Raw genomic sequence first — 23,468 nt, 5'->3', positions numbered from 1 at the left:
GACGCGCGAGATCACGCGCCTTCGAAACGGAGTAAGCGATGCGGACGAGTTTGCGACTGGGCCTCGTGGTGATGGCGGCGATGTTCGGCGGAGGCGACCTGGCCGGAGCGCAGACAGCGAAGATCAAGCTCGGCTACGCCAAATGCGCGCATTGCCTGCCGATGTCGCTGATCCCGGGGATGGCGAAGGGCGTCGAGGTCGAGGCGACCGGTTTCAACTCGGGCAACGACGTGCTCACCGCGCTGGTGTCGAAGAGCATCGACGCCGCGCAGGTCACCTATCTCCACTATATCACAGCGCTCGACAAAGGTTTTGACGTCGTCGCCGTCTCGGGCCAGATCAACGGTGGCTCGGAATGTCTCTCCTCCGCGAAGCTGAACCTTCCGCCTGAGGACTGGGCCACCTTCAAGACGACGGTTGCGAAGGCGAAGAGCGACGGTCAGCCGCTCAAGGTCGCGGCGTCCCGCGGCAATGCGCAGGACATCCACATGCGCGGCGCGTTTCTCAAGCAGGGCGTCGATCCCAACAAGGACATCCAGTTCATCAACATCCCCAATCCGTCCGACCATCTCGCGGCCTTGCAGCGCGGCGAGGTCGACATGATCTGCTCGGTCGAACCGTTCGCCTCGCAGATCCGGCTCGCTGGAGCCGGTAAGCATTTCGTGCTGCCGTACGACCAGGCCGCCGGCAATCTGACCAATTTGATCGTGACGCGCTCCGACGTCATCGCGAGCCAGCGCGCGGGCCTCCAGGGCATCGTCAGCGCCGTGGTCGAGCTCGACAACAAGCTGATCGCCGACAAGGCGCCGTGGATCGAGGTCATCAACAAGCTCACCGGCCTCGATAAGAATGTGGCGACCGAGGCGCTGAAGAACGCCTCGCCTGATCCCGCGATCCATCGCTCACAGACGCTGGCGATCGCCGCGATGATGCGAGACCTCAAATACATCTCGAAGGATGTCTCCGCCGAGGCGGAGAAGAACCTGGACTATTCGTTTCTGGAGCAGGCCACCGGAAAGGCTAGGAATGACCTCGGTTACTGACGTCTCGCCCGCAAGGCCGTCCTTTCGGCTGACGCGGGCGCTCCGGGGGCTCGAACGCCTCGTCGTGCCCGCGCTGCTGATCGCGGGCTGGGAGGCCTTCGCTCGCAGCGGCGTGTTGCCGCCCGCGCTGCTGCCGGCACCGAGCGCGGTGCTGCATGCGCTCGGCGACTGGGTGTTCGGTTTCGACGAGACCACTCAGATCTATTCCGGGCACTGGCTGCGCGATGCGCTCGCCAGCGCGCTTCGCGTGTTCGGCGGTTTTGCGCTTGCTAGTCTCCTCGGCATCCTCGCCGGTGTTGCCATCGGCTGGTCGCGCCTGTTCGAGAAGACGCTGGAGCCGACGCTGCAGATGCTGCGACCGATCCCGCCGGTATCCTGGATTCCGCTCGCGATCATCTGGTTCGGCATCGCCGACAAGCCGGCGATCTTCCTTGTCTTCCTCGGCGCCTTCTTCCCCGTGCTGATGAACAGCATCCATGGCGTCAAGACCGTGGACCACAATCTCGTCCGCGCGGGCGCCATGATGGGCGCCAACGGCCGTCAGATACTTACCGACATCGTGCTGCCGGCGGCGCTGCCCTCGATCTTCGCGGGCTTGCGCATCGCGGTTGGCTCGGCCTGGATGCTGACGGTCACGGCCGAGATGGTCGCGGTGAAGAGCGGCCTCGGCTACGTTCTGTGGGATTCCTATTACTTCCTGCGCTACGACATCGTGCTCGCGGCGATGATCTCGATCGGGCTGCTCGGCTATCTCTCCGATCTCGCCCTCAAGGCGATCATGGCGCGTACGCTGCGCTGGCAGCAGGCCACCACCGTGCAGGGAAGGGCGGGCTGATGGCGGCAATCGAGCTTCGCAACATCGTAAAGGTGTTTTCCGACAAGCGGCGCAGTCGTGACCTCTTGACGCTGGACAACATCAATCTCGACATCGAGGCCAATGATTTCGTCTGCCTGCTCGGCCCGTCCGGCTGCGGCAAGTCGACACTCCTGAACATCATCGCCGGCTTCGAGCAGGCGACCTCCGGCCGCGCGCTGGTCGACGGCAAGCAGGTGGAGAGCCCGGGCTCGGACCGCGGCGTGGTGTTCCAGCAGCCGACGCTGATGCCATGGCTGACCGCGATCGACAACGTCGCCTTCCACCTCAAGCTCAGAGGCGTCGGCAGGACCGAGCGATACGACCGTGCCATGGAGTTCATCGATCTCGTCGGTCTTCGCGGGTTCGAGCACCATCATCCGTCCGAACTGTCCGGCGGCATGAACCAGCGCGTCGGCATCGCCAGGGCGCTGCTGATGAATCCGAGCGTGATCCTGATGGACGAACCCTTCGCGGCGCTGGACGCCCAGACCAAGCTCGAAATGCAGGAAGAACTGGTCGCGATCTGGCAGAAGCGCCGCTGCACCATCGTGTTCGTTACCCACAGCGTCGACGAGGCGCTGGTGCTCGGCAACAAGATCGTGGTGATGACCAGGCGGCCCGGCCGGATCCGCGAGGCCGTCAATTTCGACCTGCCGCGTCCGCGCGACATCACCAGCCCCGAATTCAACGACGCCAAGCGCCACATCCTGTCCCTGATCCGGGAGGAGTCGACGCGGCTTGCGCGGGCGTCGTAAGGTTAAGGCCATGCGCAAACGTCTCGGCATGATCACGCCGTCCTCCAACTCGGTGCTCGAGCCCGTCACCAGCGTCATGCTGCATGGCGCCCCTGGCGTCACCGCGCATTTCTCGCGCTTTCGCGTCACCGAGATCGCGCTCGACGCAGGCGCGCTGAGCCAGTTCGATCCATCCGCCATGCTTCCGGCGGCGGATCTTTTGGCCGATGCCAAGGTCGACGCGATTGCCTGGAACGGCACGTCGGCGAGCTGGCTCGGCATCGGCCGCGACCGCAGCCTGTGCGAGGCGATCACGGCTCGCACAGGCGTGCCGGCGACGACCTCGACGCTAGCCTGCATCGATGCCGCCCGCGCGCTCGGCGCCAGGCGCGTCGGTCTGGTCTCGCCCTATACCGACGACGTGCAGCGGCGCATCTGCGACGTGTGGGCCGAGGAGGGCATCGCTCCGCATGCCGAGCGGCATCTGGGCCTGCGCGACAATTTCTCTTTCGGTGAGGTCGCGCCGGCAACGATCGCGGACATGATCCGCTCCGTCGCAGCCGAAGGCGCCGATGCCGTTGTCATCCTTTGCACCAATCTCGACGGCGCCACCATTGCCGCTTCGCTCGAGCGGGAATTGGACATTGCGGTCCTCGACTCCGTTGCGGTCACGCTGTGGCGGACGCTCGACCTTGCCGGCGGCGACATCGGAGCCCTTGCGCGGTGGGGCCGGATCTTCCACACATCAGCGGCCACCAAGTGACGGAGACGCCTGTGACCCAGCTCGATCTCGCCATTCGCGGCGGCACCATCGTGACAGCCAGCGACGAGTTCCGCGCCGATATCGGCATCCGCGACGGCCGCATCGTCAGCATCGCCGGCCGTATCGAGGGCGCGGCGCGCGAGATCGATGCGACGGGCCTGCTGGCGCTGCCGGGCGGCATCGACAGCCATGTCCACATCTCCCAGCCCTCCGGGCCCGACGTGGTCATGGCCGATGATTTTGCCTCGGCGACGCGTGCGGCGGCGGCCGGCGGCAACACCATGGTGCTGCCCTTCGCGCTCCAGGAGAAGGGCACGTCGCTGCGCACCTGCGTCGAGAACTACCGCAAGCTCGCCGAAGGCGAGTGCTACATCGATACCGCCTTCCATCTCATCATCTCCGATCCGACCGCGGTCGTGCTCGGGCAGGAGCTGCCGGCCCTCGTCAAGGACGGCTACACCTCGTTCAAGGTGTTCATGACCTATGACGACCTCGTGCTCAGCGACAAGCAGTTGCTGGAGGTGTTCGACGTGGCGCGCCGCGAAGAAGCGCTGGTGATGGTCCATTGCGAGGGTTACGACGCCATCCGCTTCCTCACCAGCAAGCTCGAGCGCGAGGGCCACATCGCGCCTTATTATCATGGCACCTCGCGGCCGCAGGCAGTCGAGCGCGAGGCGACGCATCGCGCCATCAGCCATGCCGAGGTGATCGGCGTTCCCATCATGATCGTGCACGTCTCGGGGCGCGAGGCAATGGAGCAGGTTCGCTGGGCCCAGCAGCGCGGGCTGCCGGTGCATGCGGAGACCTGCCCGCAATACATCACGCTGACGGCGGACGACATGAAGGGCCTGAACATGGACATCACGGGCGCGAAATATGTCTGTTCGCCGCCGCCGCGCGATGTCGAGAGCCAGCAGGCGATCTGGGAGGGCATCACATCAGGCGTGTTCCAGACCTTCTCGTCCGATCATTGCCCATTCCGCTACGACGACCCCAAGGGCAAACTGACACCGAACGCGCGCACCTCGTTCCGCTGGGTGCCGAACGGCATTCCCGGGGTCGAGACGCGGCTGCCGATCCTGTTCTCCGAAGGCGTCTCGAAGGGTCGGATCACCCGCCAGAAATTCGTCGAGCTGACCGCGACCAATCACGCGAGGATTTACGGGCTCTATCCGCGCAAGGGGTCGATCGGCGTCGGCTTCGATGCCGATATCGCGCTGTGGGACCCGAAGCTGACGAAGCCGATCCGGCAGGCCGATCTGCATCACGGCTCGGACTACACGCCCTGGGAGGGATACGAGATCACGGGCTGGCCGGTGACGACCATAGCCCGCGGGCGCGTGGTGTGTGAACAGGGACGGATCGTCGGAACCAAGGGCGCCGGCGAAGTTCTCAGCCGCGGCAAATCGAGCTTGATCTGATCTTGTGCGCGACCTCGCCACGCGACAGCGGTCAGTTTGTCGGCCCGTCGCCGCGAATGCCGAACGTCGTGGTCTTCAGCTTGGTCATGCCGGATTCCACGGTCAGCGCAGCCAGCACCGGGAGATTACGAAAGCTCTTCCGTCCGCCAACGTAAGCATGCCTTTTGAAGCGGGACGTGAGCGCGCGGAGCCGACAGTAGATCGCTTAGGCGCCCGTCTTTGGTGGCAGAAAATCCAAGCTCGTTGTCGTCGCCTTTGGTCGTTCAATAGGGTGCCGCAGCATCGAGCGCGAGGCCGGCGAGATCGGAGCGGGCATTTCGACGCTGCCGACGAGAGGCGGTCGGCTCCCTTCCGCGATCCGGCCGGCGTTGAGTTGATCATGGCCGTCGCGAGCGATCTCCACTGCAAAGCCATGACACTCAAGACCGTCACGGGGCATGATGTGCTCGCGATCCAGAAACGCATCCCGGCTTCGCTCATATTCGTACCGAGTCAGGGCGGACTCAGCCACAATCCGCGCGAATTCACGGCACCTGAAGCCCTCGACAAGGGCTGCGCCGTGCTGGTCGAGACGTTGTGGCGGATGGTCACTGCTCTGGAGTAACGCGCGAACGGGCCTGCCCGTGAGACGTAAGTGAGGGCCAGGAAACAGTGTCGCAGAGCAGCTCTGAGAGCAGGTTAGTCAAAGCTGCGGCATCCGATTTGCCAAGTCTGTCGAAAATCTCTCGCTGAATGGACGTTATCAGCGGGCCAACGTCCTCGAAATGCGCAGCTCCCCTGCGCGAGAGGAAGATCAGAACCTTGCGCCGGTCATGTGGGTCGGGTCCACGATAGACCTCGGCCGATTCAACCATCTTATCGATGATTTTTGTGAGCGTCGGACCATCGACAAAGAGCCGTGTTGCCAGATCGCCCATCGGCAGCCCATTCCGTTCAGTCAGCGCCTCGAGCACACGGTACTGATGCAGAGACACGCCCTTAGGCTTGAGCTCCGCCTCCAACACCTGTTCGAGCCGGCGATTCACGCCCCGGATGAGGTCAGGTAGATCCACTTTGTCAGCCCTCGGCGAATTACTTGAGATTTCAACCTTTGCCTTGGAATGCAAAATCGAGCAAGTGGAAAGCAGCCTTGGCTCCGATTGCCTAATGGACGGGCTGATGCTGCCGCCTGCGGTCGAAAAAAAGGCAATCCGCCTCCGAGACTGAGTGCTTTCCCGGCAGAACGGGCGTTACCGAGACCGGTCGGCCGTTGGCACGATTCGTGAGTCGTAAGTCTCCGGAAGTGCGGAGACACCGACGTTGCGCAGCGTTTTGATATGTCTGCTCATCCCGCAGAGCGGAGCAGCGGGACTTTGGGCCCCATCGGCGGAGGCCTGCGGCCGCTTGGCTGTCGACGAAATCAACAAAATGTCCGGCATACTGCGGCGTCCGGTCGAGCTGCGCGTGGTGGATGCCGGAGAGACCGGCGCGAGCGCGGGCCGGGCTGCGCGCGACGCCATCGACATCGATGGTGTCGACGGCATCGTCGGGATGTTGCCCAGCTTTGCGCGCGATCTCGTTGCGCGCGTCGCCGCTGGCCGGGTTCCCTTCATCTATACTCCCCAGTTCGAAGGGCACTCACCCTCGTCGGATGTCATGGCGACCGGCGAGACAGCCGACGAGCTTCTTGCGCCCGCGGTTCAATGGCTTTCGGAAGCGAAGCACGCGCGCCGTTATTTCCTCTGCGGCAACGACTACGTATGGCCGCGCTCGTCGCTACGGATCGCGCGAACTCTGATCGCCCGCGTTGGGGGGACGGTGACGGGAGAGCACTACCTGCCCGTTGGTCGGCACGATTTCGATGAGATCGTGGAGCGGATCAAAGCCACGCGCTCGGACGTCGTTCTTCCGTATTTCCTGGGGCTCGACTGCATCGCATTCAATCGCGCGTTCTACGCGGCAGGATTGAGCTCGCGCGTCCTACGATTTTCTTCGGCGATCGACGAGACCGTGGCGTATGGCCTCGATGTCGACGCGACCGAAAACCTCTACGCGACCTCAAGCTACTATGCGTCGATCCGCTCGCGCAACAATGGTGCGTTCCTGGAGCGCTATCATACGGCGTTCGGCGATAGTCCCCCGCCCGTGAATGCCTTTGGTCAATCCTGCTACGAAGGAATCTACTCGCTCGCAGCCCTGATCGAGGAAGCGGCGAGCCTCGATGCGCGCGAGTTGATGCGCCTGTACGGCCGAACATTCCAGCAGCGCACGGCCCGGGGCGATCAAGCGCGATCCGTCGTCGGTGGTCGGCACCCCATCTATCTGGCGCGGGTCGACGGCTACGACTTCTCGATCATTACGCGTCGATAAAACACTTGCTTTTTCAAATATTGTATTCTTAATATTTTCCGTATCAAAAAGTATGGGGACGTCTATGCCTTTCTCCCGTCGCCGCTTCTTGCGGCACTCGGCCTTAGCCACGACGACATTGATTGCCGCGCCCGCGGTCTTCCGCTCCGGCGCGTTCGGCGCCGAAAAGCCGATCGTCGTCGGCAGTCTGCACGACCAGTCGGGTCCGATCGCGGCCTCGGGGACCCCCATGGTCTACGCGCTTCAGCTCGCCGTGGATGAAATCAACGCCGGCGGCGGCCTGCTCGGGCGGCCGCTGAAGGTCATCCACTACGACACTCAGTCCAACATCCAGATGTATTCGCAATTCGCGCAACAGCTCGCGGTGAAGGATAAGGTCGATGTGGTCCACGGCGGCATCACCTCGGCGTCGCGCGAGGCGGTGCGTCCGACCTTCGACCGCTTCAAGGTTCTCTACTTTTACAACGTGCTCTACGAAGGCGGTGTCTGCGATCGCAACACCTTCTGTACCGGCACAACGCCCGCGCAGACGGTCGAGAAGCTGGTGCCGAGCGCGATGAAGAAGGCGGGCAAGAAGGCCTATATCATCGCCGCCGACTACAATTACGGTCAGATTACCGCGAAGTGGATGACGAAATACGTCAAGGACAATGGGGGCGAAGTGCTGTCGACCGACTTCTTCCCGCTCGATGTCACCAATTTCGGCACGACCATCTCGAAGATCCAGGCTGCGAAGCCCGACCTCATCCTGTCGGCGTTGGTCGGCGGCAACCACACCGCCTTCTACCGGCAATGGACCTCGGCCGGCATGAAGGGCAAGATTCCGATCGCGTCGACCACCTTCGGTCTCGTCAATGAGCCGACGACGCTCGATGCTGCGGAGAGCGATTCGATTCTCGGCGCGTATGGCTATTTCGAGGAGCTCGCCACGCCTGCCTCCAAGAGCTTCGTCGAAAAGATCAAGAAGGCGCATCCGGACTCCCCCTATGTCAGCGAGCTCGCCGCCTGCACCTACGAGGGCGCCATGCTATGGGCGGAAGGCGTGAAGAAGGCCGCCAGCATCGACCGCATGAAGGTGATCGAGGCGCTGGAGAGCGGGATCGCCTTCGACGGTCCGAGCGGCAAGGTCTCACTGGACAAGCCGACCCATCACACCACCCGCAACGCGTTTCTCGCCGAAGTGAAGGATCGCAAATGGTCGGTGCTGGAGAGCTATTCCGACGTCAAGCCGGCTGACACGGCGAGCGTGTGCGATCTCGTCAAGAATCCGACCGACACCAAGCAGTACATCATCAATCTCTGACGCGTGCCGGGCCCCGCTCAATCGGCGGCGCCCGGTATATTGGGGCCTGAAAGAAAAAGAATGGCGATCTACCTCATCGTCGCGCTCGACGTCCTGAACGGAATATCGTCGTTGTTCCTGCTGTGCCTCGGACTGGCGATCATCTTCGGCATGATGAAGATCATCAACCTCGCCCATGGCGAGTTCATCATGCTCGGTGCCTACGCGACCGTCATATCGGCCAATGCCGGCGTCAACATCTGGATCGCGATGCTGATCGTCGCGCCTCTTTTCGTCGGCCTCGTGGGTCTCGTCATCGAGCGCTGCCTCATTCGCTTTCTTTATGGGCGTCTCGTCGATTCCATGCTGGCGACCTGGGGGCTGAGCCTCCTGATCATCGGTATCATCACGACGATCTACGGCAACACGCAACAGGGGGTGCCGACGCCGCTCGGCGGCTTCTCCATCGGTTCCTACCAATCCAGCTATTACACGCTGTTTCTGGCCGGCATGGCGATTGGCATGATGGTGCTGGTCTACGGCGTCATGCGTTACACACGGCTGGGGTTGATCGCGCGTGCGACCATGCAAAATCCGGCGATGGCGGCGACGCTGGGTGTCAATCCGACCAGGGTCTACATGAGCACGTTCGTGGTCGGCGCCGCTGTCACCGGATTGGCCGGCGGCCTGGTGGCGCCCGTATCGGGTATCACGCCCGGCATGGGCGGTGCCTATGTCGCCAAGGCCTTCATGACGGTCGTCGGCGGTGGCGCAGCCATGTTGTCGGGCACGATGTCGGCAGCGAGCCTGTTCGGCGCGGTCAATCAGGTCGGCGCCTATTTCACCACGCCGGTCTATGGCGAGGTTCTCGTGTTCACGACGGCGATCGTGCTGATTCGTCTGCTGCCGCAGGGCATCTCCGGACGCTTCTTCAAGGGGAATTTGTAATGGCCGTCCGCTTCAGCCTCGTGGCCCAGGCGGTCGTCGTCGTTCTCGCGATCGTTGCGATCGCGGTGATTCCCAGCGTGCTCGAACTGTTCGCGATGATGCAACTGACATTGTTCGCGGCGATGGCGGTGCTGGCGCTCAGCCTTGCCTTTATCTGGGGCTTTGGCGGCATCTTGTCGTTCGGCCAGACGGCTTTCTTTGGCCTGGGCGGCTATGCCTACGCGATATCAGCGGTCAATTTCCAGGATTCGACGCCGTCGATTCTGCTCGCCATCATCATCCCAGCGCTGTTCGCCGCGATCCTGGGCTATTTCATCTTCTTTGGTCGCATCTCCGACGTCTATCTTGGTGTGATCACGCTGACCGTCACGCTGATCCTGTTCAATTGCGTGAACTCGACCTCGGGGGACGAATACAGGATCGGCAAGGCGTTGCTCGGCGGTTTCAACGGCATGCCGGCCGTGCCGACCTTCAACGTGCCATTCTATCCGGATCAGGCGTTGTCGCCGGAACAATCGTGGTGGGTGACGGGCGGCGTGTTGCTGGGAGTGTTCCTGCTGCTGCGCCTGTTGCTGTCCCTCCCGGCCGGTCGCATCGTGGTGGCCGTCCGCGAGAACGAGGTGCGGGCCTCGCTGCTCGGCTACGATCCGCGTAAGGTCAAGCTGTTGGCCTTCATTCTGAGCGGTGCGATCGCGGGACTGGCCGGGGCGCTCTATGTCAACTGGGGCGCGTTCGTCGGCCCGACCATTTTCAGCCTGTCCCTGTCGGCCGAGATCATCATCTGGATCACGGTGGGCGGTCTCGGCACCTTGCTCGGACCAATCGTCGGCTGCGTCCTGATCGAATATATCGTCGCCTATATCGGCTCGCAACAGGCCTTGAATTCGAACCTCGTTCTCGGAGCAGTCCTGATCGTGTTCGTGCTGTTGCTGCCGAAGGGGTTGGTGCCGACTGCGCGCGACCTCGTGATGCGGCTGGTGCACGCGCCCAAAGCGAAAAAGCAGCTTGTTGACGAGCAGGTACCGTCCTCGGCGGCAGCGTCCCACATGGCCGGGGCTGAATGACCATGGCGGACCTTGTTCCCCTGCTGAAGGCCGAGCACCTCACGATGCGGTTTGGCGGTGTGGTCGCCAATGACGACATCACCTTCACCCTGGAGGAGATGGAGCTGCGCTGCTTGATTGGACCGAACGGCGCCGGCAAGAGCACGTTCTTCAAGACGCTGACCGGACAATTGGTGCCGACCTCCGGCGCGATCGCATTTCGCGGCCAGCCGATCGCCGGCAAGCTGTCGCACGAGATCGCCCGCATGGGCATCGGGATCAAGACGCAAGTACCCAATGTTTTCAACGGTCTCTCGGTGCGCGAGAACATCTGGCTCGCCGTCCGCCGCAAGGCGACGCCGCGGGCGCAGGGCCCCGCGGTCGATGCCGTGCTGGAGATGACACGGTTGACCGATCATGCCGACCGCATCGTTACCACGCTGTCGCATGGACAGCGCCAGTGGGTGGAAATCGGCATGGTATTGGCTGCCGAACCGGAATTGATCTTGCTCGATGAGCCAGCGGCCGGAATGACCGACGAGGAGACGTTGCACACGGCCGCGATCATTCGCGAGATCAACAAGAGCCGGGCGATCATCGTCGTCGAGCACGATATGGAATTCATCAAGCAGATCGCCAAGAAGGTGACGGTGTTCCACCAGGGGCGCGTGCTGGTCGAAGATACCGTGGACAAGGTGTTGGCCGATCAGCGCGTGCGCGATGTCTATCTCGGCAAGAAGGTAGCGGCATGAGTGCGCTCCTCGAGGTCAAGGATCTGCGGTCCGGCTATGGTCGAATTCCGATTCTGTTCGGTATCGACATGAAGGTTCAGAATGGCGAGTATCTCGGCATTCTTGGTCACAACGGCATGGGTAAGACCACGACGTTGCGGGCGTTGATGGGGCACCTGCCGACCACCGGCGGGGCGGTCACTTTCGCGGGCGGGACAATCACCCATCTCAAGCCGCACGAGCGGTCGCGCTTGGGAATTGGGCTCGTGCCGCAGGGCAGGGAGATCTTTCCCGACCTCAGCGTCTACGAGAATTTGCGCATGGGGCTGGCTGCCGCGCCGAAGGAAGATCGCGCCGTGATCGATGCCGTGTTGCAGGACTTTCCGCGCCTGGTGCGCCTGCTCGACCGGCGTGGCGGAGCGCTGTCGGGCGGCGAGCAGCAATTGCTCGCGCTGGCCCGCTGTCTCTGCACCAGGCCGAAGCTCATCCTGCTGGACGAACCCACCGAGGGCATCCAGCCGTCGATCATCGAGGAGATCATCGAGACGCTGCTCGCGCTCAAGAAGCGCTGGAGCATGTCGTTGATCGTCGTCGAGCAGAACCTCGAATTCATCACCTCGCTCTCCGACCGGATCCTCAATATCCAGAAGGGACGCATCACGGGCGAGCTCGACCGTGAAAGCCTTCTGGCGCGGGATGCGACCATGCATCCAGCCTAGTCAGTTTCGGCGCTCCGCGCCGGCCATTGCGAACGCGATCGATGTTTTCTCTGCCAGCTTGTCTTCACAAGAAAGGATGACTCATGTCTATCAAGCGCCCGACCGCCGAGGATGTCGCCGAGCTCGCTGCGAGCCTGCACATGAACATGACGGTCGAAGAGGCTGGAAGCTATCTCTCGCTGATGGGCGGGATGTTCGATGCCTACGATGTCGTCGACGAACTGCCGAACCCGCTGCCGCCGGTCAAATACCCGCGTACGCCGGGCTCCAAGCCGATGCCGAAGGACAACAAATACGGCGCCTGGGCGATCAAGACCGAAGTCAAGGGTGCAGCGGGCGGAAAGCTCGCTGGCCGCACGGTCGTGCTGAAGGATAACGTTGCTCTGGCCGGCGTTCCCATGATGAACGGATCGACCACGCTTGAAGGCTTCATTCCCGCGGCAGATGCGACCATCGTAACCCGCATTCTCGATGCCGGCGGCACCATCGTCGGCAAGGCCGTGTGCGAGCATTTCTGTTTGTCGGGCGGCAGCCATACCTCCCATCCGGCGCCGGTCCATAATCCGCTGAAGATGGGGTATTCGGCCGGCGGGTCCTCGTCGGGCAGCGCCGCGCTGGTCGCGGCCGGCGAGGTCGACATGTCGATCGGCGGCGACCAGGGCGGTTCGATCCGAATTCCGGCGTCCTATTGCGGCATCTACGGCATGAAGGCGACACACGGGCTCGTGCCTTATACGGGCGTGATGCCGATCGAGTCGACCATCGACCACACCGGCCCCATGACGGCCAACGTCGCCGACAACGCGTTGTTGCTGGAGGTGCTTGCAGGTCCCGACGGACTTGATCCGCGCCAATATGCGCCGAAGGTCACGAGCTACACGGAAATGCTCCGCAAAGGCGTGAAGGGCATGAAAATCGGCATTCTCAAGGAGGGATTTGCCGTTGCCAACATGCAGGAGGGCGTGGCCAGCAAAGTGAAGGCCGGCGCCGAGCGCTTCGCGAAACTCGGTGCCAGTGTGTCGGAGGTCTCGATCCCGGAGCACCTGCACGCGCTCGCCGCCTGGAATCCGATCACGCTGGAAGGTTTTCTGGTCCAGATGATGATCGGCAACGGCATGGGCTTCAACTGGAAGGGGCTCTATGACGTCGGGCTTCTCGACGCCCATTCCAGCTGGCGCAACCGCGCCGACGATTTGTCGGAGACGCTCAAGCTCACCATGCTGGTCGGGCAGTGGGGCGTCAGCCACTATCGCGGCCGCTATTATGCCAAATCGCGCAACATCGCGATCGCTGCCAAGGCCGCCTATGATGCAGTGTTTGGCTCTTATGACTTGCTGCTGATGCCGACTTTGCCCTGCGTCGCCACGCCGATCCCCGCCAAGGACGCTCCGCTCTCCGAGATCGTCCAGCGTGCTTTCGAGATGACGGCCACCACGAGTCCATTCGACGTCACGGGCCATCCGGCGATGAGCATCCCTTGCGGCCTCTCGGACGGCCTACCGGTCGGCTTGATGCTGATCGCCAAAGACTACAACGAGGCGACCATCTATCAGGCGGCCAGCGCGTTCGAAGCCGACGGCGACTGGAAGAAGTTCTGATGATCACGATTACCGCCGTTATCAGGGCGAAGGCGGGCCACGAGTCCATGATGCGTGACGCGCTCTTGACCGTTGCTGCCAACGTGGCTGCCAACGAACCCGAAACGATGGGGTTCTTCGTCTCGCAGAGTGAGGACGACCCGTGCGTCTTCACGACCTATGAGCGCTTTGCCGACAAGTCGGCGATGGAGCGGCACAACGGCTCGGCGGTCGTCGCAACCTTCTTCGGCATCGCCAAGCCCATTCTCGACGGGGAGGTCATCCTGGTGACCTCCCGGGAGGTGTCGGCGACGCTCCGCTAGAGGAATGCCGACGATTGTTGCTGGAGGGGATCATGGCGCTGCGGCTTCATGGCATCATCGGACGAAGCGACGACGCTGCCTATGCTGGGCGTCTCCACCATGTCGAGCATCACGGTGGCATCGAGCTGTTGTTCGTGCCGCCCGCGGATGTCGGCCGGAAACGGTTCCGTCTGACCACCGACCGCGGCACCGATTGCGCGGTTAGCCTGGATCGCGACGAGGAGCTGGTCGATGGCGCTCTGCTGTTCCTCGCGCACGATCGCGCCATCATCGTTCGCTTCGGCGAGCAGGAGAGTTGGCGGCTGCGGCCGGCGGACCAGGCAGCCGCGCTCAAGCTCGGCTGGAATGCCGGCAATCTGCACTGGCGGGTCCGTTTCGACGGCGATTGTCTCGTCGTGCTGCTGGACGGTCCGCTCGAGACCTATCGCGCGCGCATCAAGCCGCTGCTCGAGTCCAGAGAGGTGGGAGAGGTCGATGCTGTTCGATAGATTGCAGGCGCTGGCGCTGCTGCAACTGGGCGACAGCGCCTACCCCGCGGGCGGCTTCGCCTTTTCCTGGGGGCTCGAAGGGCTCGCGGCCGACGGCATGCTCGCCAATCGCAACGAATTGGACCGCATCATTGCCGACCAGCTGGCGCGGCGTTGGGCGACCATGGATCGCATCCTGCTGCGCCGGGCCTTTTACGCGACGGACAGCGCGGCGATCGCTGCCATCGACCGCCTCGCCGAGGCCGGTACGTCGTCGGCGGAGATGCGGGACGGTTCACGCCGCGCGGGCAGGGCGTTGCTCGGGGTCTGGGTCAAGCTCGACGGCCCGCTGTCGGTCGCTTACCGGCAGCTCGTGTCGTCGGATGCGCGGCTGGGTCATTTGCCGGTCGCGCAGGCCGTGGTCAGCCGGGACGCGGATTTCACCCTGGAGGCGACCGAGCTGATGTCGGGCTGGACGCTCGTGACCGGCCTCGTCAGCGCCGCCGTGAGGCTTGGCATCGTCGGTCATGTCGAAGCCCAGCGGAGCCAGTCGGCGGCGCGCGGTCTGCTTGCCGAACTGCTCGCGGAGACGCCGCCGCCTGACGCCGAGCCGGCGAGCTTCACGCCGTTCATCGACATCGCGATCGCGCGCGGACCGCTCCGGCATGTCCGAATGTTCACGACATGAAGGAGGTGACCTTGCCATGATGAATCTGTCGCCCACCGAGATGGACCGTCTCGTGATCTTTAGTGCCGCGCAGATGGCGCGCCGCAACCGGTCGCTCGGGATTCGGCTGAGCCATCCCGAAGCGGTCGCCTACATCACCGACGAGGTCATGACCGCGGCGCGCCGTGATCTGCCCTATGCCGAGATCCGCGACATGGCCGGCCGGCTGTTGACGACGGATGACGTCGAGCCGGGGGTCGCCCAGATGATTCCAATGCTCTACATCGAGTGCCTGTTCGCCGAGGGCACCAAGGTTATGGCGGTGTTCGAGCCGATCGCGCCGAGCGATACGGCTGTTGCCGACGAGCTGGTGCCCGGCGAGATCATCGCAGACGGCGCGGATATCGAGAGCTTCGCGGACCTCCCGGCGATCACCATCGACGTCGTCAACACCGGTGATCGCGACGTGCAGGTCCGCAGCCACACCCATTTCTTCGAAGTCAATCGTGCACTTCGGTTCGACCGTGCGGCGGCCTGGGGCATGAAGGTCGACCGGCCCGCAGGCGCAGGGGTGCGCTTCGAACCGGGCGTCGTTAAGTCCGTGCGCCTGGTCCCGATCGGTGGCGCGCGAATCGTGCTCGGGCAGGCAGGGCTCGTCAACGGTCCGCTGGATGCGCCCTCCGCGCGCGACGACGCGCTCAAGCGCGCCCGCGATCGCGGATATCAGGGGGCTTGATCATGGCAATCCTGACGCGACGCGCCTATGGCGAGCTCTACGGACCGACCAGGGGCGATCTGGTCCGGCTGGCCGATACCAAGCTGCTTGCCGAGATCGAGCACGACTACACGACCTACGGACACGAGCTGCTGGTTGGGGCCGGAAAGAACCTGCGCGACGGCGAGGGCGTCAACGCGCACAGCACCTCGTCGCACAAGGCCCTCGACGTCGTGATCAAGAACGCGACCATCGTCGACGCTGTTACCGGCATCGTGAAGGCCGACATCGGCATCCGCGACGGCCGCATCGTCGGAATCGGTAAGGCGGGCAATCCCGACGTGATGCCGGACGTGCATCCTGACATGGTCGTGGGTCACAGCACCGCACCGATCGCCGGCGGTCCCTTCATCGTCACGGCCGGCGCGATCGAGTCGCACGCTCATTTGATCTCACCAGAGCAGTCGGATCACGCCCTGGCCGGCGGCATCACGACGATGATCGGCAACGGGTCGGGCCCCGTCTTCGACGTCGGGACGGGTGCGGCCGCGACGTTCGGGCGATTCCTTCAGGCAATCGAGTTCTCGCCGCTCAATTGCGCGCTGTTCGGACGCGGCGGGTCCAATCCCGAAGCGGTCGAGGAGGCGGTCGCCTCGGGCGGCATGTCGGTCAAGATCCATGAAGATTTCGGCGCGGCGCCCGACGTGATCGACAAGAGTCTGGTCGCGGCCGACCGCAACGATTTTGCGGTTCACCTCCATACTGACTCCATCAACGAGTACGGCTTCTGCGAGGACACGATGGCTGCGGTGGACGGGCGCACCATCCACATGTACCACGTCGAGGGCGCCGGCGGCGGTCACGCGCCGGACCTGCTCAAGGTCGTGTCGTGGGACAACGTTATCCCGTCCTCCACCAATCCAACCAACCCCTATACTTCCTACGGCATGGAGGAGGGGGTGCCGATGACGATGATCTGTCATCAGCTCAACTACAACGCACCCGAGGACGTCATGTTTGGCGAGGCGCGCGTGCGCGCGCAATCCATGGCCGCGGAAGACTTTCTCCATGACATGGGTGCGATCTCGATCTTCGGCACGGACACCCAGGGCATGGGCCGTCTCGCCGAGAACGTCGCCAAATGCTGGCAGCTTGCCAGCGTGATGAAGGATCGCATCGGCCGCCTGCCTGAAGAGACGACGGCGCGGGCCGACAATGAGCGCATCAAGCGTTACATTGCAAAACTCACCATCAACCCAGCCATCGCGGTCGGTATCGACCACGAGATCGGCTCGGTCGAGGTCGGCAAGATGGCCGATCTTGTGCTGTGGCCGCGTGCTTCGTTCGGCATCAAGCCCTACATGGTGATCAAGAACGGCTTCGTCGTCTGGGCCGCAATGGGTGACGGCAATGGCAGCCTCGGCCTGTCGGAACCGATGATCCAGAAGCGGATGTGGGGCGCGCTGGGCGCCGCGCCGGCGCGGCTGGGCGTCAACTTCGTGTCAAAGCTTGCGCTAGAGGCCGATATCGGGCGCAAGCATGGACTGACCCGCGATCTCGTTCAGATCAAGAATGTCCGGAAGCTGCGCAAGACCGATATGGTCCGCAACGTCGCCAAGCCGCATGTGGAGGTTGATCCGCAGACATTCGAAGTGCGGGCGGATGGCAAGCTTCTGATGTGTCCGCCCGCAACCAGGGTGCCGCTCGCGCGGAGGTACATGCTGCGATGAGCCGGATTGCATTGAGGAGTGCTACGGCCGAGCCGCAGATCGCGGCCGCGCGGGTCGGGATTGGAGGTCCGGTCGGCTCTGGCAAGACGGCGCTGGTCGAGCGTCTGATCCCGGCGCTTCTGACGCGCGGGATCGACATCGCCGTCATCACCAACGATCTCGTCACGGCCGAGGACGCCGAGCGGATCAGGCGCTCCGGGTTGATCGATCCGGCGCGCGTTTCGGCGGTCGAGGCGGGTGCCTGCCCCCACACGGTCATTCGCGAGGATCCCACCCTGAACATCGAGGCCGCGGACGAGCTCGAGCGCCGCTTCCCCGGCGTCGAATTGATCCTGCTGGAAAGCGGCGGCGACAATCTCGCTTCGACCTTCTCAAGGGATCTGACCGACTTCTGGATGTTCGTGATCGACGTTGCCGGTGGGGACGACATTCCGCGCAAGCGAGGTCCCGGCGTCATTCGGGCCGACCTCCTCGTCATCAACAAGATCGATCTGGCGCCGCATGTCGGTGTCGACCTGGATCGGATGCATCGCGAGGCCCTGGGCGTCCGTGGCGAACGACCGGTACTGCTCACCAATTGCCGGCGCGGCGAAGGGATCGATGCAATCGTCGATCTCCTCGAGCGTGAAGTGCTGTTCCGGACGTGACGCGCGACGCGACAACGGACGAGCCGCGGCTCGATCTCAGCTTCGTTCGCCGGGCCGGTCGGACGGTCATTGAGCGGCGCATGTTCGCGTGGCCGTTCGTTCTGACGCGCAGTTTCCATGTCGATGCGGACCGGCCGGGTCGCCTGAGCGTCATCGTGCAGACCGGAAGCGGCGCAGTCCACGGCGAAGACTGCCTGACGCAGCGCTTCGTACTCCATCCCGGTACGGATGTCTGCTTGACCAATCAGGGCGCAACATCCGTGCACCGCGCGGATCCGGCCGTCCTTGCAACGGAGACGGTGAAGCTGCACGTCTCGAGTGGCAGCAGCCTCGAATATCTGCCCGAGCCGCGCATCATGTTCCCTGATGCCGCACTCCGCCAATGCATCGAGCTCGATTGCGCCGACGACGCCAGCGCGCTTGTCGTCGATGCCTTCACGATGCATGATCCAGGCGGTCATGCTCGCGGCTTTCGCGAGCTGGAATCGGTGTTCCGTCTGCGGCGATCGGTTCCCGAGCCGTTGATGGTCGATCGCTCCCGTCTGTACCGTCCGCAGGACGCTATATTTCGTGGTTACCGTGCCTTTGGATCGGCGTATCTCGTGCGGCCGTCGCCGCACGATCTGGTAGCCACTCAGGCGGCGCTCATGGTCGCGTTGGACGAAATATCCGGGCTGTATGCCGCTGCAAGCGTGATGCCGGCTTCCTCGGGGCTCGGCGTGCGGCTCGCGGCGCTGGACCTCAGATCGCTGCGAGCAGCAGTCGAGATCATCAAGAGGGCCCATCGTCGAACCTGTGCGTCGGCGGCCTGGTAGAGCGTGTGGTGGGATTGCCAGTTTACTTCCACGGCCTCACGCCAGCGCCCGCCGCGTTCTGCTGACGCCAGCGCCTGATGATATTTCTCGAGGTTGGCGATATCGGCCTTGGAGATCCGGATGGTCGTATGCTCGACGGCCTATGGCGCGGTCGCACGCTACATCTTGGATGTCGGCAACTGGGACAGTGGCACCTTTGTCGTGTTCACGGCGCATCGAGGCGCCCGCCAGCCCGCATACGTCGATCAGCATGCTGCATGGGCCGCGGCCGAAATGGTTCCGATGCTGCATGACTGGAGCGTCATCGCGATGGCGGGCGACCGGCTTGTTCGATGGCCGGCATAGCACGCGCCTCCTCTGCACAGTTTTGCCGCACCTCGATAAGATTCGTGGCAATCTCCGCTGCAACAACGCGCTTGACATCGCATTCGATCTCAACGACCGTAACGGGCAAGCGTCGGGCAAGACAGCCCGTCAACGCGACAAGTTCAAACCATTTCCAACGCCACGCGCAAGCGCGTGTTTGGTTGGCGGCGAGGGCGCCCTCGGCTTGACAGCCGGTGGGCGTTTTTTTGTTTTTGGATCGAGTGATGACGCGCAAGCACTATCGTATCGGCGTGATGTTCTCGACGACGGGCTCCTATAGCGTCGTTGCGCGTTCGATCCTCAATGGCGCATTGTTGGCGTTTCAGGAGGTCAATGCCTGCAGCTCCGACGTCGAGCTCGAGCCGGTCGTCGTCAATCCCTCCGGCGAGCTGCCGCGCTACCGTTCGCTCAGCCTGGAGCTGCTTGGCTCCGGCATCCGCCAGGTGGTCGGCTGCTACACTTCGTCGAGCCGCAAGGAAGTGATTCCGTGCTTCGAGAAGTTCGACGGGCTGTTGTGGTATCCCTCGCATTACGAAGGCTTCGAGAGTTCCGACAACGTCATCTACACCGGTGCGGCGCCAAACCAGCACGTGTTGCCACTTGTCGACTATCTCGCATCCCGCGTCGGTTTGCGGGCCTTCTGCGTTGGCTCGAACTATATCTGGGCCTGGGAGAACAACCGGATCTTCCGCGAGGCGCTGATTGCGCACGGAGGCACGGTGCTCGCCGAACGCTATCTCTCGGTAGGCGACATCGAGGTCGACCAGGTCATCGAGGCGATCATCGACCAGCGCCCGGACTTCGTCTTCAACAATCTGATCGGCACCAGCGCCTATGCGTTCTTCCGCGCGTTCCGCGCCGCCTGCCGAGCGCGTGGCATCGATCAGGCTGCGGAAATTCCGGTCGCGAGCTGCACGCTATCAGAACCGGAATTGCCGGAGATCGGCCTCGACGCGGTCGACGGGCATCTGTCGTCAAGCGTCTATTTCTCGTCGCTGAATTCGCCGGAGAATGCCGCGTTCATCGAGGCCTATGCGCAATCCTTCCCGGACGGGCCGGTCTCGTCGGCCGATGCGGAGTCCTCCTACATCGCCGTCAAGCTGCTCGCAGCCGCGCTGTCTCAGGCCGGCACTGACGATGCGCGCAAGGTGCGCGCTGCCGTGGCCGACCGACGGCTCCGCGCGCCGCAAGGCGAAGTCCGTATCGACCGACAGACCTTTCACGCCTGGCTCACGCCACGGATCGGCCGCTCGGCTGCGAACGGGCAGTTCGAAGTGCTGCTGGAATCCCGTGAGCCGATCGCGCCCGATCCCTATCTCGTCCAGTCGTCGCCGCGCTTTGCCAGCGCAATGCGCTCTCCGCTTTTGAAAGTGGTGCAATCATGAGCTCTCGACTGCTTCAGAACTTCAAGGGTGGCCGCGCCATCGTCATCACCCGGCGCGGTGGATGGGAGAGCGCGCTCGAAACGACACTGGCCAAGCTCGGCGTCTCCACAGAATACCCCGAGATCGTCGATGGCCGCGCCCAGATCGACATTGCGAGTCTCCAGGCCGACCGCGATATCCTTTTCGTCGACGGCGATCTCGAGGGCGCTGTCGTGATCGAGCTCAATCCGACCTCGCATCTGCCGCCCGTGCCGGTGATCGGCCTCGTCGGCGTCGAGGCGCCGAGCCGGCTGAAAGCGCTGGTCAATCTCGGTGCGACCTCGTTCCTGCGCAAGCCGGTGCATGGCGGCGCCGTCTACACGTCTCTGTTCATGGGCATCAACCAGTTCCTGCTGCGCGCCGAAATGAGCGACCGCCTGCAGGACCTCGAGGAGCGCCGCCGCGGCCGCCGCGCGGTGATCCGGGCCGTGATCCTGCTGATGCAGCAGGGCGGCCTCGACGAGGAAAGTGCCTATTCCCAGCTCCGTCGCGAAAGCATGCGCGCGCGGCAGAACATGGAACTCTACTGCGAAGAGTTTCTGAGCAAGCGGGTGAAGCCACCCGACACGACCGGCCGCACGACCGGCATCATGCTGCAAGGCGGCAACAAGCGAGCCATTTAGGAGAAGCAAAATGAGCAAGTCTGTATTGCGGGGGCTGCGTGCCGCAGCCCTCACGGGGACGCTTGTCCTCGGATCACCTGTCGGATCACAGTTTGCAATCGCAGCGGAGAATCCGATCAAGCTCGGGGTGCTGGAGGATCAGTCCGGCGACTTCGCGGCGGCCACGATCGGCAAGGTCCACGCCATCCAGCTCGCCGCGGACGAGATCAACAAGGCGGGCGGCATCATGGGCCGGCCGCTGGAGCTCGTCCCTTACGACACCCAGTCCGACAACACCCGCTACCAGGAGTTCATGCGCCGCGTGCTCCAGCGCGACAAGGTCGATGTCGTGTTCGCGGGATTTTCCTCGGCTTCGCGCGAGGCGTATCGGCCGATCGTCGACCAGTTCAACGGCTTTGCCTTCTACAACAACCAGTACGAAGGCGGCGTTTGCGACGGCCACATGATCGTCACTGGCGCAGTACCGGAGCAACAGTTCTCGACGCTCATTCCCTACATGATGGAGAAGTACGGGAAGAACGTCTACACGCTCGCCGCCGACTACAATTTCGGCCAGATCTCGGCGGAATGGGTCCGCAAGATCGTCAAGGAGAACGGCGGCAAGATGGCCGGCGAGGAGTTCATCCCGCTCGGCGTGTCGCAGTTCTCGCAGAGCATCCAGAACATCCAGAAGGCCAAGCCAGACTTCGTAGTCACGCTGTTGGTCGGCACAGCGCAGGCCTCCTATTATGAGCAGGCGGCTTCTGCCAACGTCAACCTGCCGATGGCATCCTCCGTCAACGTCGGCCAGGGCTACGAGCACAAGCGCTTCAAGCCGCCGAGCCTGAAGGACATGTACGTCACCACAAACTACATCGAGGAAATCGACTCGCCGAAGAGCAAGGAGTTTTACGCCAAGTTCAAGGCGAAGTTCCCGAGTGAACCCTACGTGAACCAGGAGGCCGAGAACTCCTATCTGGCTGTCTATCTCTACAAGCAGATGGTGGAGCGGGCGAAGTCGACCAAGCGCGAGGACATTCGGAAGGTGATCGCGATGGGCGACGTCTGCATGGACGCGCCGGAAGGCAAGGTCTGCATCGACCCGAAGAGTCAGCACATGTCCCACACGATCTATCTCGCCAAGGTCGGCGCCGATCATTCGATCTCCTTTCCGAAGACCTGGGAGGACATCAAGCCGTACTGGCTGGGGGAAGCCGGCTGCGATCTCACCAAGAAAGATCCGATGGCGCAGTACACGCCGTCGAATCCGCCGCCGAAACCCTGACCGGCGGTTGATCGTCCCGACCCTCGCGGCGGGCCGGGACGATCACGGATATCTCACCGCGTCTTCCCACACATCGGTTGGTTCATGGACATCGCGACCCACGTCTTTTCGGCGCTCTATCAATTCGGCGACGCCTTTGCGTTTCTGGTGCTGTCGGCCTGCGGGCTCGCAGTGATCTTCGGCATGATGGGCGTGATCAATCTTGCGCATGGTGAGTTCATCATGTGCGGAGCCTATGTTACCGCGGCGGCCGTGCATGCCGGCCTGCCGCTGCCGCTGGGTATCCTGGCGGGCACTGTCGTATCGGCGTTGGTCGGGGTCCTGGTCGAGCTTGCGGTGATCCGCCATCTCTACGACCGTCCGCTTGACACGATCGTCGCGACCTGGGGACTCAGCTTGATCGCGACGCAGGGCACGCTGATCATGGTCGGCTCGACCATGGCTGGTGTCGGCACCCCGTTCGGCAGTTTTCAGGTTGGCGACTACTCCTATTCGATCTACCGCCTCGTGCTGTTCTGCGCGGCGCTCGGCGTACTCGCCGCGCTCTACGCGCTATTTAACTGGACGCGCTTCGGCGTGCTGGCGCGGGCCACCATCCAGGTGCCGCACATGGCGGCGGCGCTCGGTGTCGACACGCGCCTGATCTACAGCCTCACCTTTGCCTGCGGAGCAGGGCTCGCTGGCCTCGCCGGCGGACTCTACGCGCCGACTATGACGCTGGTGCCGACCATGGGGGCGACTTTCATCATGGAGGCTTTCGTCACGGTCGTGATCGGCGGCGCGGACGTCTTCCTCGGCACGGCGCCGGCGGGCGGCGTGCTTGCCGTGGTGAAATCCGTGATGACATCCTGGCAGGGGCAATTGTTCGGCCAGATCGGCCTGCTGGTCGCAGTCATCATCGTGGTCCGGGTTCTGCCGAAAGGCATCTCCGGTTTCGTGCTGCGCGAGCGTACCTGACGGA

At 63.4% G+C, this 23,468-nt stretch carries 26 protein-coding genes and 1 pseudogene; 25 read left to right on the top strand and 2 right to left on the bottom strand.

Annotated elements, in window-relative coordinates; genetic code table 11:
- The first annotated feature begins 38 nt into the window (after positions 1 to 38).
- From SE92_RS10440 to SE92_RS10415, 6 genes are all read left to right on the top strand, one after another.
- Positions 39 to 1,043: an ABC transporter substrate-binding protein gene (locus SE92_RS10440; protein ID WP_063195627.1), complete on the top strand. Its 1,005-nt coding sequence runs from the start codon at positions 39 to 41 to the stop codon at positions 1,041 to 1,043.
- Entirely contained in the window at positions 1,027 to 1,878 is an 852-nt protein-coding gene (locus SE92_RS10435; RefSeq protein WP_063195626.1) for an ABC transporter permease, read from the top strand. The genes SE92_RS10440 and SE92_RS10435 overlap by 17 nt, the downstream gene beginning before the upstream one ends.
- Positions 1,878 to 2,654, top strand: a complete 777-nt coding sequence (locus SE92_RS10430) for an ABC transporter ATP-binding protein (RefSeq protein ID WP_063195625.1) — start codon at positions 1,878 to 1,880, stop codon at positions 2,652 to 2,654. Before SE92_RS10435 ends, SE92_RS10430 begins: the two co-directional genes overlap by 1 nt.
- A 10-nt stretch (positions 2,655 to 2,664) precedes the next feature.
- Positions 2,665 to 3,396, top strand: coding sequence for a maleate cis-trans isomerase family protein (locus tag SE92_RS10425; protein ID WP_063195624.1), 732 nt, complete (start codon positions 2,665 to 2,667; stop codon positions 3,394 to 3,396).
- Positions 3,397 to 3,407: 11 nt separating this feature from the next.
- Complete coding sequence (gene hydA, locus SE92_RS10420) at positions 3,408 to 4,817, top strand: dihydropyrimidinase (RefSeq protein WP_063203443.1); 1,410 nt, start codon at positions 3,408 to 3,410, stop codon at positions 4,815 to 4,817.
- 379 nt (positions 4,818 to 5,196) lie between these two features.
- Positions 5,197 to 5,421, top strand: coding sequence for a M20/M25/M40 family metallo-hydrolase (locus tag SE92_RS10415; protein ID WP_063195623.1), 225 nt, complete (start codon positions 5,197 to 5,199; stop codon positions 5,419 to 5,421).
- On the opposite strand, the gene SE92_RS10410 is transcribed toward SE92_RS10415, so the two are convergent.
- Positions 5,405 to 5,869 carry a MarR family winged helix-turn-helix transcriptional regulator gene (locus SE92_RS10410; protein WP_063195622.1) on the bottom strand — a complete coding sequence of 155 codons (465 nt, stop codon included), beginning with the start codon at positions 5,867 to 5,869 and terminating at the stop codon, positions 5,405 to 5,407. The genes SE92_RS10415 and SE92_RS10410 overlap by 17 nt on opposite strands.
- A 247-nt stretch (positions 5,870 to 6,116) precedes the next feature.
- On the opposite strand from SE92_RS10410, the gene SE92_RS10405 reads away from it, so the two are divergent.
- The 14 genes from SE92_RS10405 (at position 6,117) to SE92_RS10340 (ending at position 18,830) form a co-directional block, all read left to right on the top strand.
- The gene (locus SE92_RS10405; protein WP_063195621.1) at positions 6,117 to 7,166 is read left to right on the top strand and encodes a substrate-binding domain-containing protein; all 1,050 of its coding nucleotides are present in this window, start codon (positions 6,117 to 6,119) and stop codon (positions 7,164 to 7,166) included.
- 64 nt (positions 7,167 to 7,230) lie between these two features.
- A complete protein-coding gene (locus SE92_RS10400) occupies positions 7,231 to 8,469 on the top strand; it encodes an urea ABC transporter substrate-binding protein (RefSeq protein WP_063195620.1) in 1,239 nt (412 codons plus the stop codon).
- A gap of 60 nt (positions 8,470 to 8,529) precedes the next feature.
- Positions 8,530 to 9,396, top strand: a complete 867-nt coding sequence (locus tag SE92_RS10395) for a branched-chain amino acid ABC transporter permease (protein WP_063195619.1) — start codon at positions 8,530 to 8,532, stop codon at positions 9,394 to 9,396.
- Complete coding sequence (locus SE92_RS10390) at positions 9,396 to 10,460, top strand: branched-chain amino acid ABC transporter permease (RefSeq protein WP_063195618.1); 1,065 nt, start codon at positions 9,396 to 9,398, stop codon at positions 10,458 to 10,460. Before SE92_RS10395 ends, SE92_RS10390 begins: the two co-directional genes overlap by 1 nt.
- 2 nt (positions 10,461 to 10,462) lie before the next feature.
- Positions 10,463 to 11,191 carry an ATP-binding cassette domain-containing protein gene (locus SE92_RS10385; protein ID WP_063195617.1) on the top strand — a complete coding sequence of 243 codons (729 nt, stop codon included), beginning with the start codon at positions 10,463 to 10,465 and terminating at the stop codon, positions 11,189 to 11,191.
- Positions 11,188 to 11,889, top strand: a complete 702-nt coding sequence (locus SE92_RS10380; protein ID WP_063195616.1) for an ABC transporter ATP-binding protein — start codon at positions 11,188 to 11,190, stop codon at positions 11,887 to 11,889. Before SE92_RS10385 ends, SE92_RS10380 begins: the two co-directional genes overlap by 4 nt.
- Before the next feature lie 83 nt (positions 11,890 to 11,972).
- Positions 11,973 to 13,487 carry an amidase gene (locus tag SE92_RS10375; RefSeq protein ID WP_063195615.1) on the top strand — a complete coding sequence of 505 codons (1,515 nt, stop codon included), beginning with the start codon at positions 11,973 to 11,975 and terminating at the stop codon, positions 13,485 to 13,487.
- On the top strand, positions 13,487 to 13,789 hold the full coding sequence (locus SE92_RS10370) for a putative quinol monooxygenase (RefSeq protein ID WP_063195614.1): 303 nt from the start codon (positions 13,487 to 13,489) through the stop codon (positions 13,787 to 13,789). Before SE92_RS10375 ends, SE92_RS10370 begins: the two co-directional genes overlap by 1 nt.
- A 32-nt stretch (positions 13,790 to 13,821) precedes the next feature.
- Positions 13,822 to 14,277: an urease accessory protein UreE gene (gene ureE / locus SE92_RS10365; protein WP_063195613.1), complete on the top strand. Its 456-nt coding sequence runs from the start codon at positions 13,822 to 13,824 to the stop codon at positions 14,275 to 14,277.
- Between the two features lies 1 nt (position 14,278).
- A complete protein-coding gene (locus SE92_RS10360) occupies positions 14,279 to 14,944 on the top strand; it encodes an urease accessory protein UreF (protein ID WP_245324529.1) in 666 nt (221 codons plus the stop codon).
- 16 nt (positions 14,945 to 14,960) lie between these two features.
- Positions 14,961 to 15,659 (top strand): urease subunit beta, encoded by a 699-nt coding sequence (gene ureB / locus SE92_RS10355; RefSeq protein ID WP_084251787.1) that lies wholly within the window; start codon positions 14,961 to 14,963, stop codon positions 15,657 to 15,659.
- A 2-nt stretch (positions 15,660 to 15,661) separates the two neighbouring features.
- Positions 15,662 to 17,368, top strand: a complete 1,707-nt coding sequence (gene ureC, locus SE92_RS10350) for an urease subunit alpha (protein WP_063195612.1) — start codon at positions 15,662 to 15,664, stop codon at positions 17,366 to 17,368.
- Positions 17,365 to 18,015, top strand: a complete 651-nt coding sequence (ureG, locus tag SE92_RS10345) for an urease accessory protein UreG (RefSeq protein ID WP_063195611.1) — start codon at positions 17,365 to 17,367, stop codon at positions 18,013 to 18,015. The genes ureC and ureG overlap by 4 nt, the downstream gene beginning before the upstream one ends.
- Positions 18,012 to 18,830 (top strand): urease accessory protein UreD, encoded by an 819-nt coding sequence (locus SE92_RS10340; RefSeq protein ID WP_245324528.1) that lies wholly within the window; start codon positions 18,012 to 18,014, stop codon positions 18,828 to 18,830. The genes ureG and SE92_RS10340 overlap by 4 nt, the downstream gene beginning before the upstream one ends.
- On the opposite strand, the pseudogene SE92_RS37100 reads toward SE92_RS10340, so the two are convergent.
- Positions 18,794 to 18,931 (bottom strand): annotated as a pseudogene (locus SE92_RS37100) (hypothetical protein); the annotation flags it as partial. The gene SE92_RS10340 and the pseudogene SE92_RS37100 overlap by 37 nt on opposite strands.
- A 7-nt stretch (positions 18,932 to 18,938) precedes the next feature.
- Here SE92_RS37100 and SE92_RS10335 point away from each other — a divergent pair.
- The 5 genes from SE92_RS10335 to SE92_RS10315 all read left to right on the top strand — a co-directional run bounded on the left by SE92_RS10335 (position 18,939) and on the right by SE92_RS10315 (position 23,464).
- The gene (locus SE92_RS10335; protein WP_157095300.1) at positions 18,939 to 19,175 is read left to right on the top strand and encodes a penicillin acylase family protein; all 237 of its coding nucleotides are present in this window, start codon (positions 18,939 to 18,941) and stop codon (positions 19,173 to 19,175) included.
- A gap of 245 nt (positions 19,176 to 19,420) precedes the next feature.
- A complete protein-coding gene (locus tag SE92_RS10330) occupies positions 19,421 to 20,581 on the top strand; it encodes a transporter substrate-binding domain-containing protein (protein WP_063195609.1) in 1,161 nt (386 codons plus the stop codon).
- Positions 20,578 to 21,243, top strand: coding sequence for an ANTAR domain-containing response regulator (locus SE92_RS10325; RefSeq protein ID WP_063195608.1), 666 nt, complete (start codon positions 20,578 to 20,580; stop codon positions 21,241 to 21,243). The genes SE92_RS10330 and SE92_RS10325 overlap by 4 nt, the downstream gene beginning before the upstream one ends.
- A 10-nt stretch (positions 21,244 to 21,253) precedes the next feature.
- The gene (locus SE92_RS10320; protein WP_063195607.1) at positions 21,254 to 22,507 is read left to right on the top strand and encodes an urea ABC transporter substrate-binding protein; all 1,254 of its coding nucleotides are present in this window, start codon (positions 21,254 to 21,256) and stop codon (positions 22,505 to 22,507) included.
- A gap of 84 nt (positions 22,508 to 22,591) precedes the next feature.
- Entirely contained in the window at positions 22,592 to 23,464 is an 873-nt protein-coding gene (locus tag SE92_RS10315; protein ID WP_063195606.1) for an ABC transporter permease subunit, read from the top strand.
- Positions 23,465 to 23,468 lie beyond the last annotated feature (4 nt).

The organism is Bradyrhizobium sp. AT1, from assembly GCF_001590795.1.
GTDB lineage: Bacteria > Pseudomonadota > Alphaproteobacteria > Rhizobiales > Xanthobacteraceae > Bradyrhizobium.
The sequence above is the reverse complement of the archived record's forward strand: the minus strand, read 5'-3'. Positions and strand labels throughout refer to the sequence as shown.

Excerpts from the sequence above, each read along its gene's own strand:
- SE92_RS10440 (WP_063195627.1), top strand. The coding sequence starts at position 39 with ATGCGGACGAGTTTGCGACTGGGCCTCGTGGTGATGGCGGCGATGTTC.
- SE92_RS10435 (WP_063195626.1), top strand. The coding sequence starts at position 1,027 with ATGACCTCGGTTACTGACGTCTCGCCCGCAAGGCCGTCCTTTCGGCTG.
- SE92_RS10430 (WP_063195625.1), top strand. The coding sequence starts at position 1,878 with ATGGCGGCAATCGAGCTTCGCAACATCGTAAAGGTGTTTTCCGACAAG.
- SE92_RS10425 (WP_063195624.1), top strand. The coding sequence starts at position 2,665 with ATGCGCAAACGTCTCGGCATGATCACGCCGTCCTCCAACTCGGTGCTC.
- SE92_RS10415 (WP_063195623.1), top strand. The coding sequence starts at position 5,197 with ATGGCCGTCGCGAGCGATCTCCACTGCAAAGCCATGACACTCAAGACC.
- SE92_RS10400 (WP_063195620.1), top strand. The coding sequence starts at position 7,231 with ATGCCTTTCTCCCGTCGCCGCTTCTTGCGGCACTCGGCCTTAGCCACG.
- SE92_RS10395 (WP_063195619.1), top strand. The coding sequence starts at position 8,530 with ATGGCGATCTACCTCATCGTCGCGCTCGACGTCCTGAACGGAATATCG.
- SE92_RS10390 (WP_063195618.1), top strand. The coding sequence starts at position 9,396 with ATGGCCGTCCGCTTCAGCCTCGTGGCCCAGGCGGTCGTCGTCGTTCTC.
- SE92_RS10385 (WP_063195617.1), top strand. The coding sequence starts at position 10,463 with ATGGCGGACCTTGTTCCCCTGCTGAAGGCCGAGCACCTCACGATGCGG.
- SE92_RS10380 (WP_063195616.1), top strand. The coding sequence starts at position 11,188 with ATGAGTGCGCTCCTCGAGGTCAAGGATCTGCGGTCCGGCTATGGTCGA.
- SE92_RS10375 (WP_063195615.1), top strand. The coding sequence starts at position 11,973 with ATGTCTATCAAGCGCCCGACCGCCGAGGATGTCGCCGAGCTCGCTGCG.
- SE92_RS10370 (WP_063195614.1), top strand. The coding sequence starts at position 13,487 with ATGATCACGATTACCGCCGTTATCAGGGCGAAGGCGGGCCACGAGTCC.
- ureE (WP_063195613.1), top strand. The coding sequence starts at position 13,822 with ATGGCGCTGCGGCTTCATGGCATCATCGGACGAAGCGACGACGCTGCC.
- ureB (WP_084251787.1), top strand. The coding sequence starts at position 14,961 with ATGATGAATCTGTCGCCCACCGAGATGGACCGTCTCGTGATCTTTAGT.
- ureC (WP_063195612.1), top strand. The coding sequence starts at position 15,662 with ATGGCAATCCTGACGCGACGCGCCTATGGCGAGCTCTACGGACCGACC.
- ureG (WP_063195611.1), top strand. The coding sequence starts at position 17,365 with ATGAGCCGGATTGCATTGAGGAGTGCTACGGCCGAGCCGCAGATCGCG.
- SE92_RS10330 (WP_063195609.1), top strand. The coding sequence starts at position 19,421 with ATGACGCGCAAGCACTATCGTATCGGCGTGATGTTCTCGACGACGGGC.
- SE92_RS10325 (WP_063195608.1), top strand. The coding sequence starts at position 20,578 with ATGAGCTCTCGACTGCTTCAGAACTTCAAGGGTGGCCGCGCCATCGTC.
- SE92_RS10320 (WP_063195607.1), top strand. The coding sequence starts at position 21,254 with ATGAGCAAGTCTGTATTGCGGGGGCTGCGTGCCGCAGCCCTCACGGGG.
- SE92_RS10315 (WP_063195606.1), top strand. The coding sequence starts at position 22,592 with ATGGACATCGCGACCCACGTCTTTTCGGCGCTCTATCAATTCGGCGAC.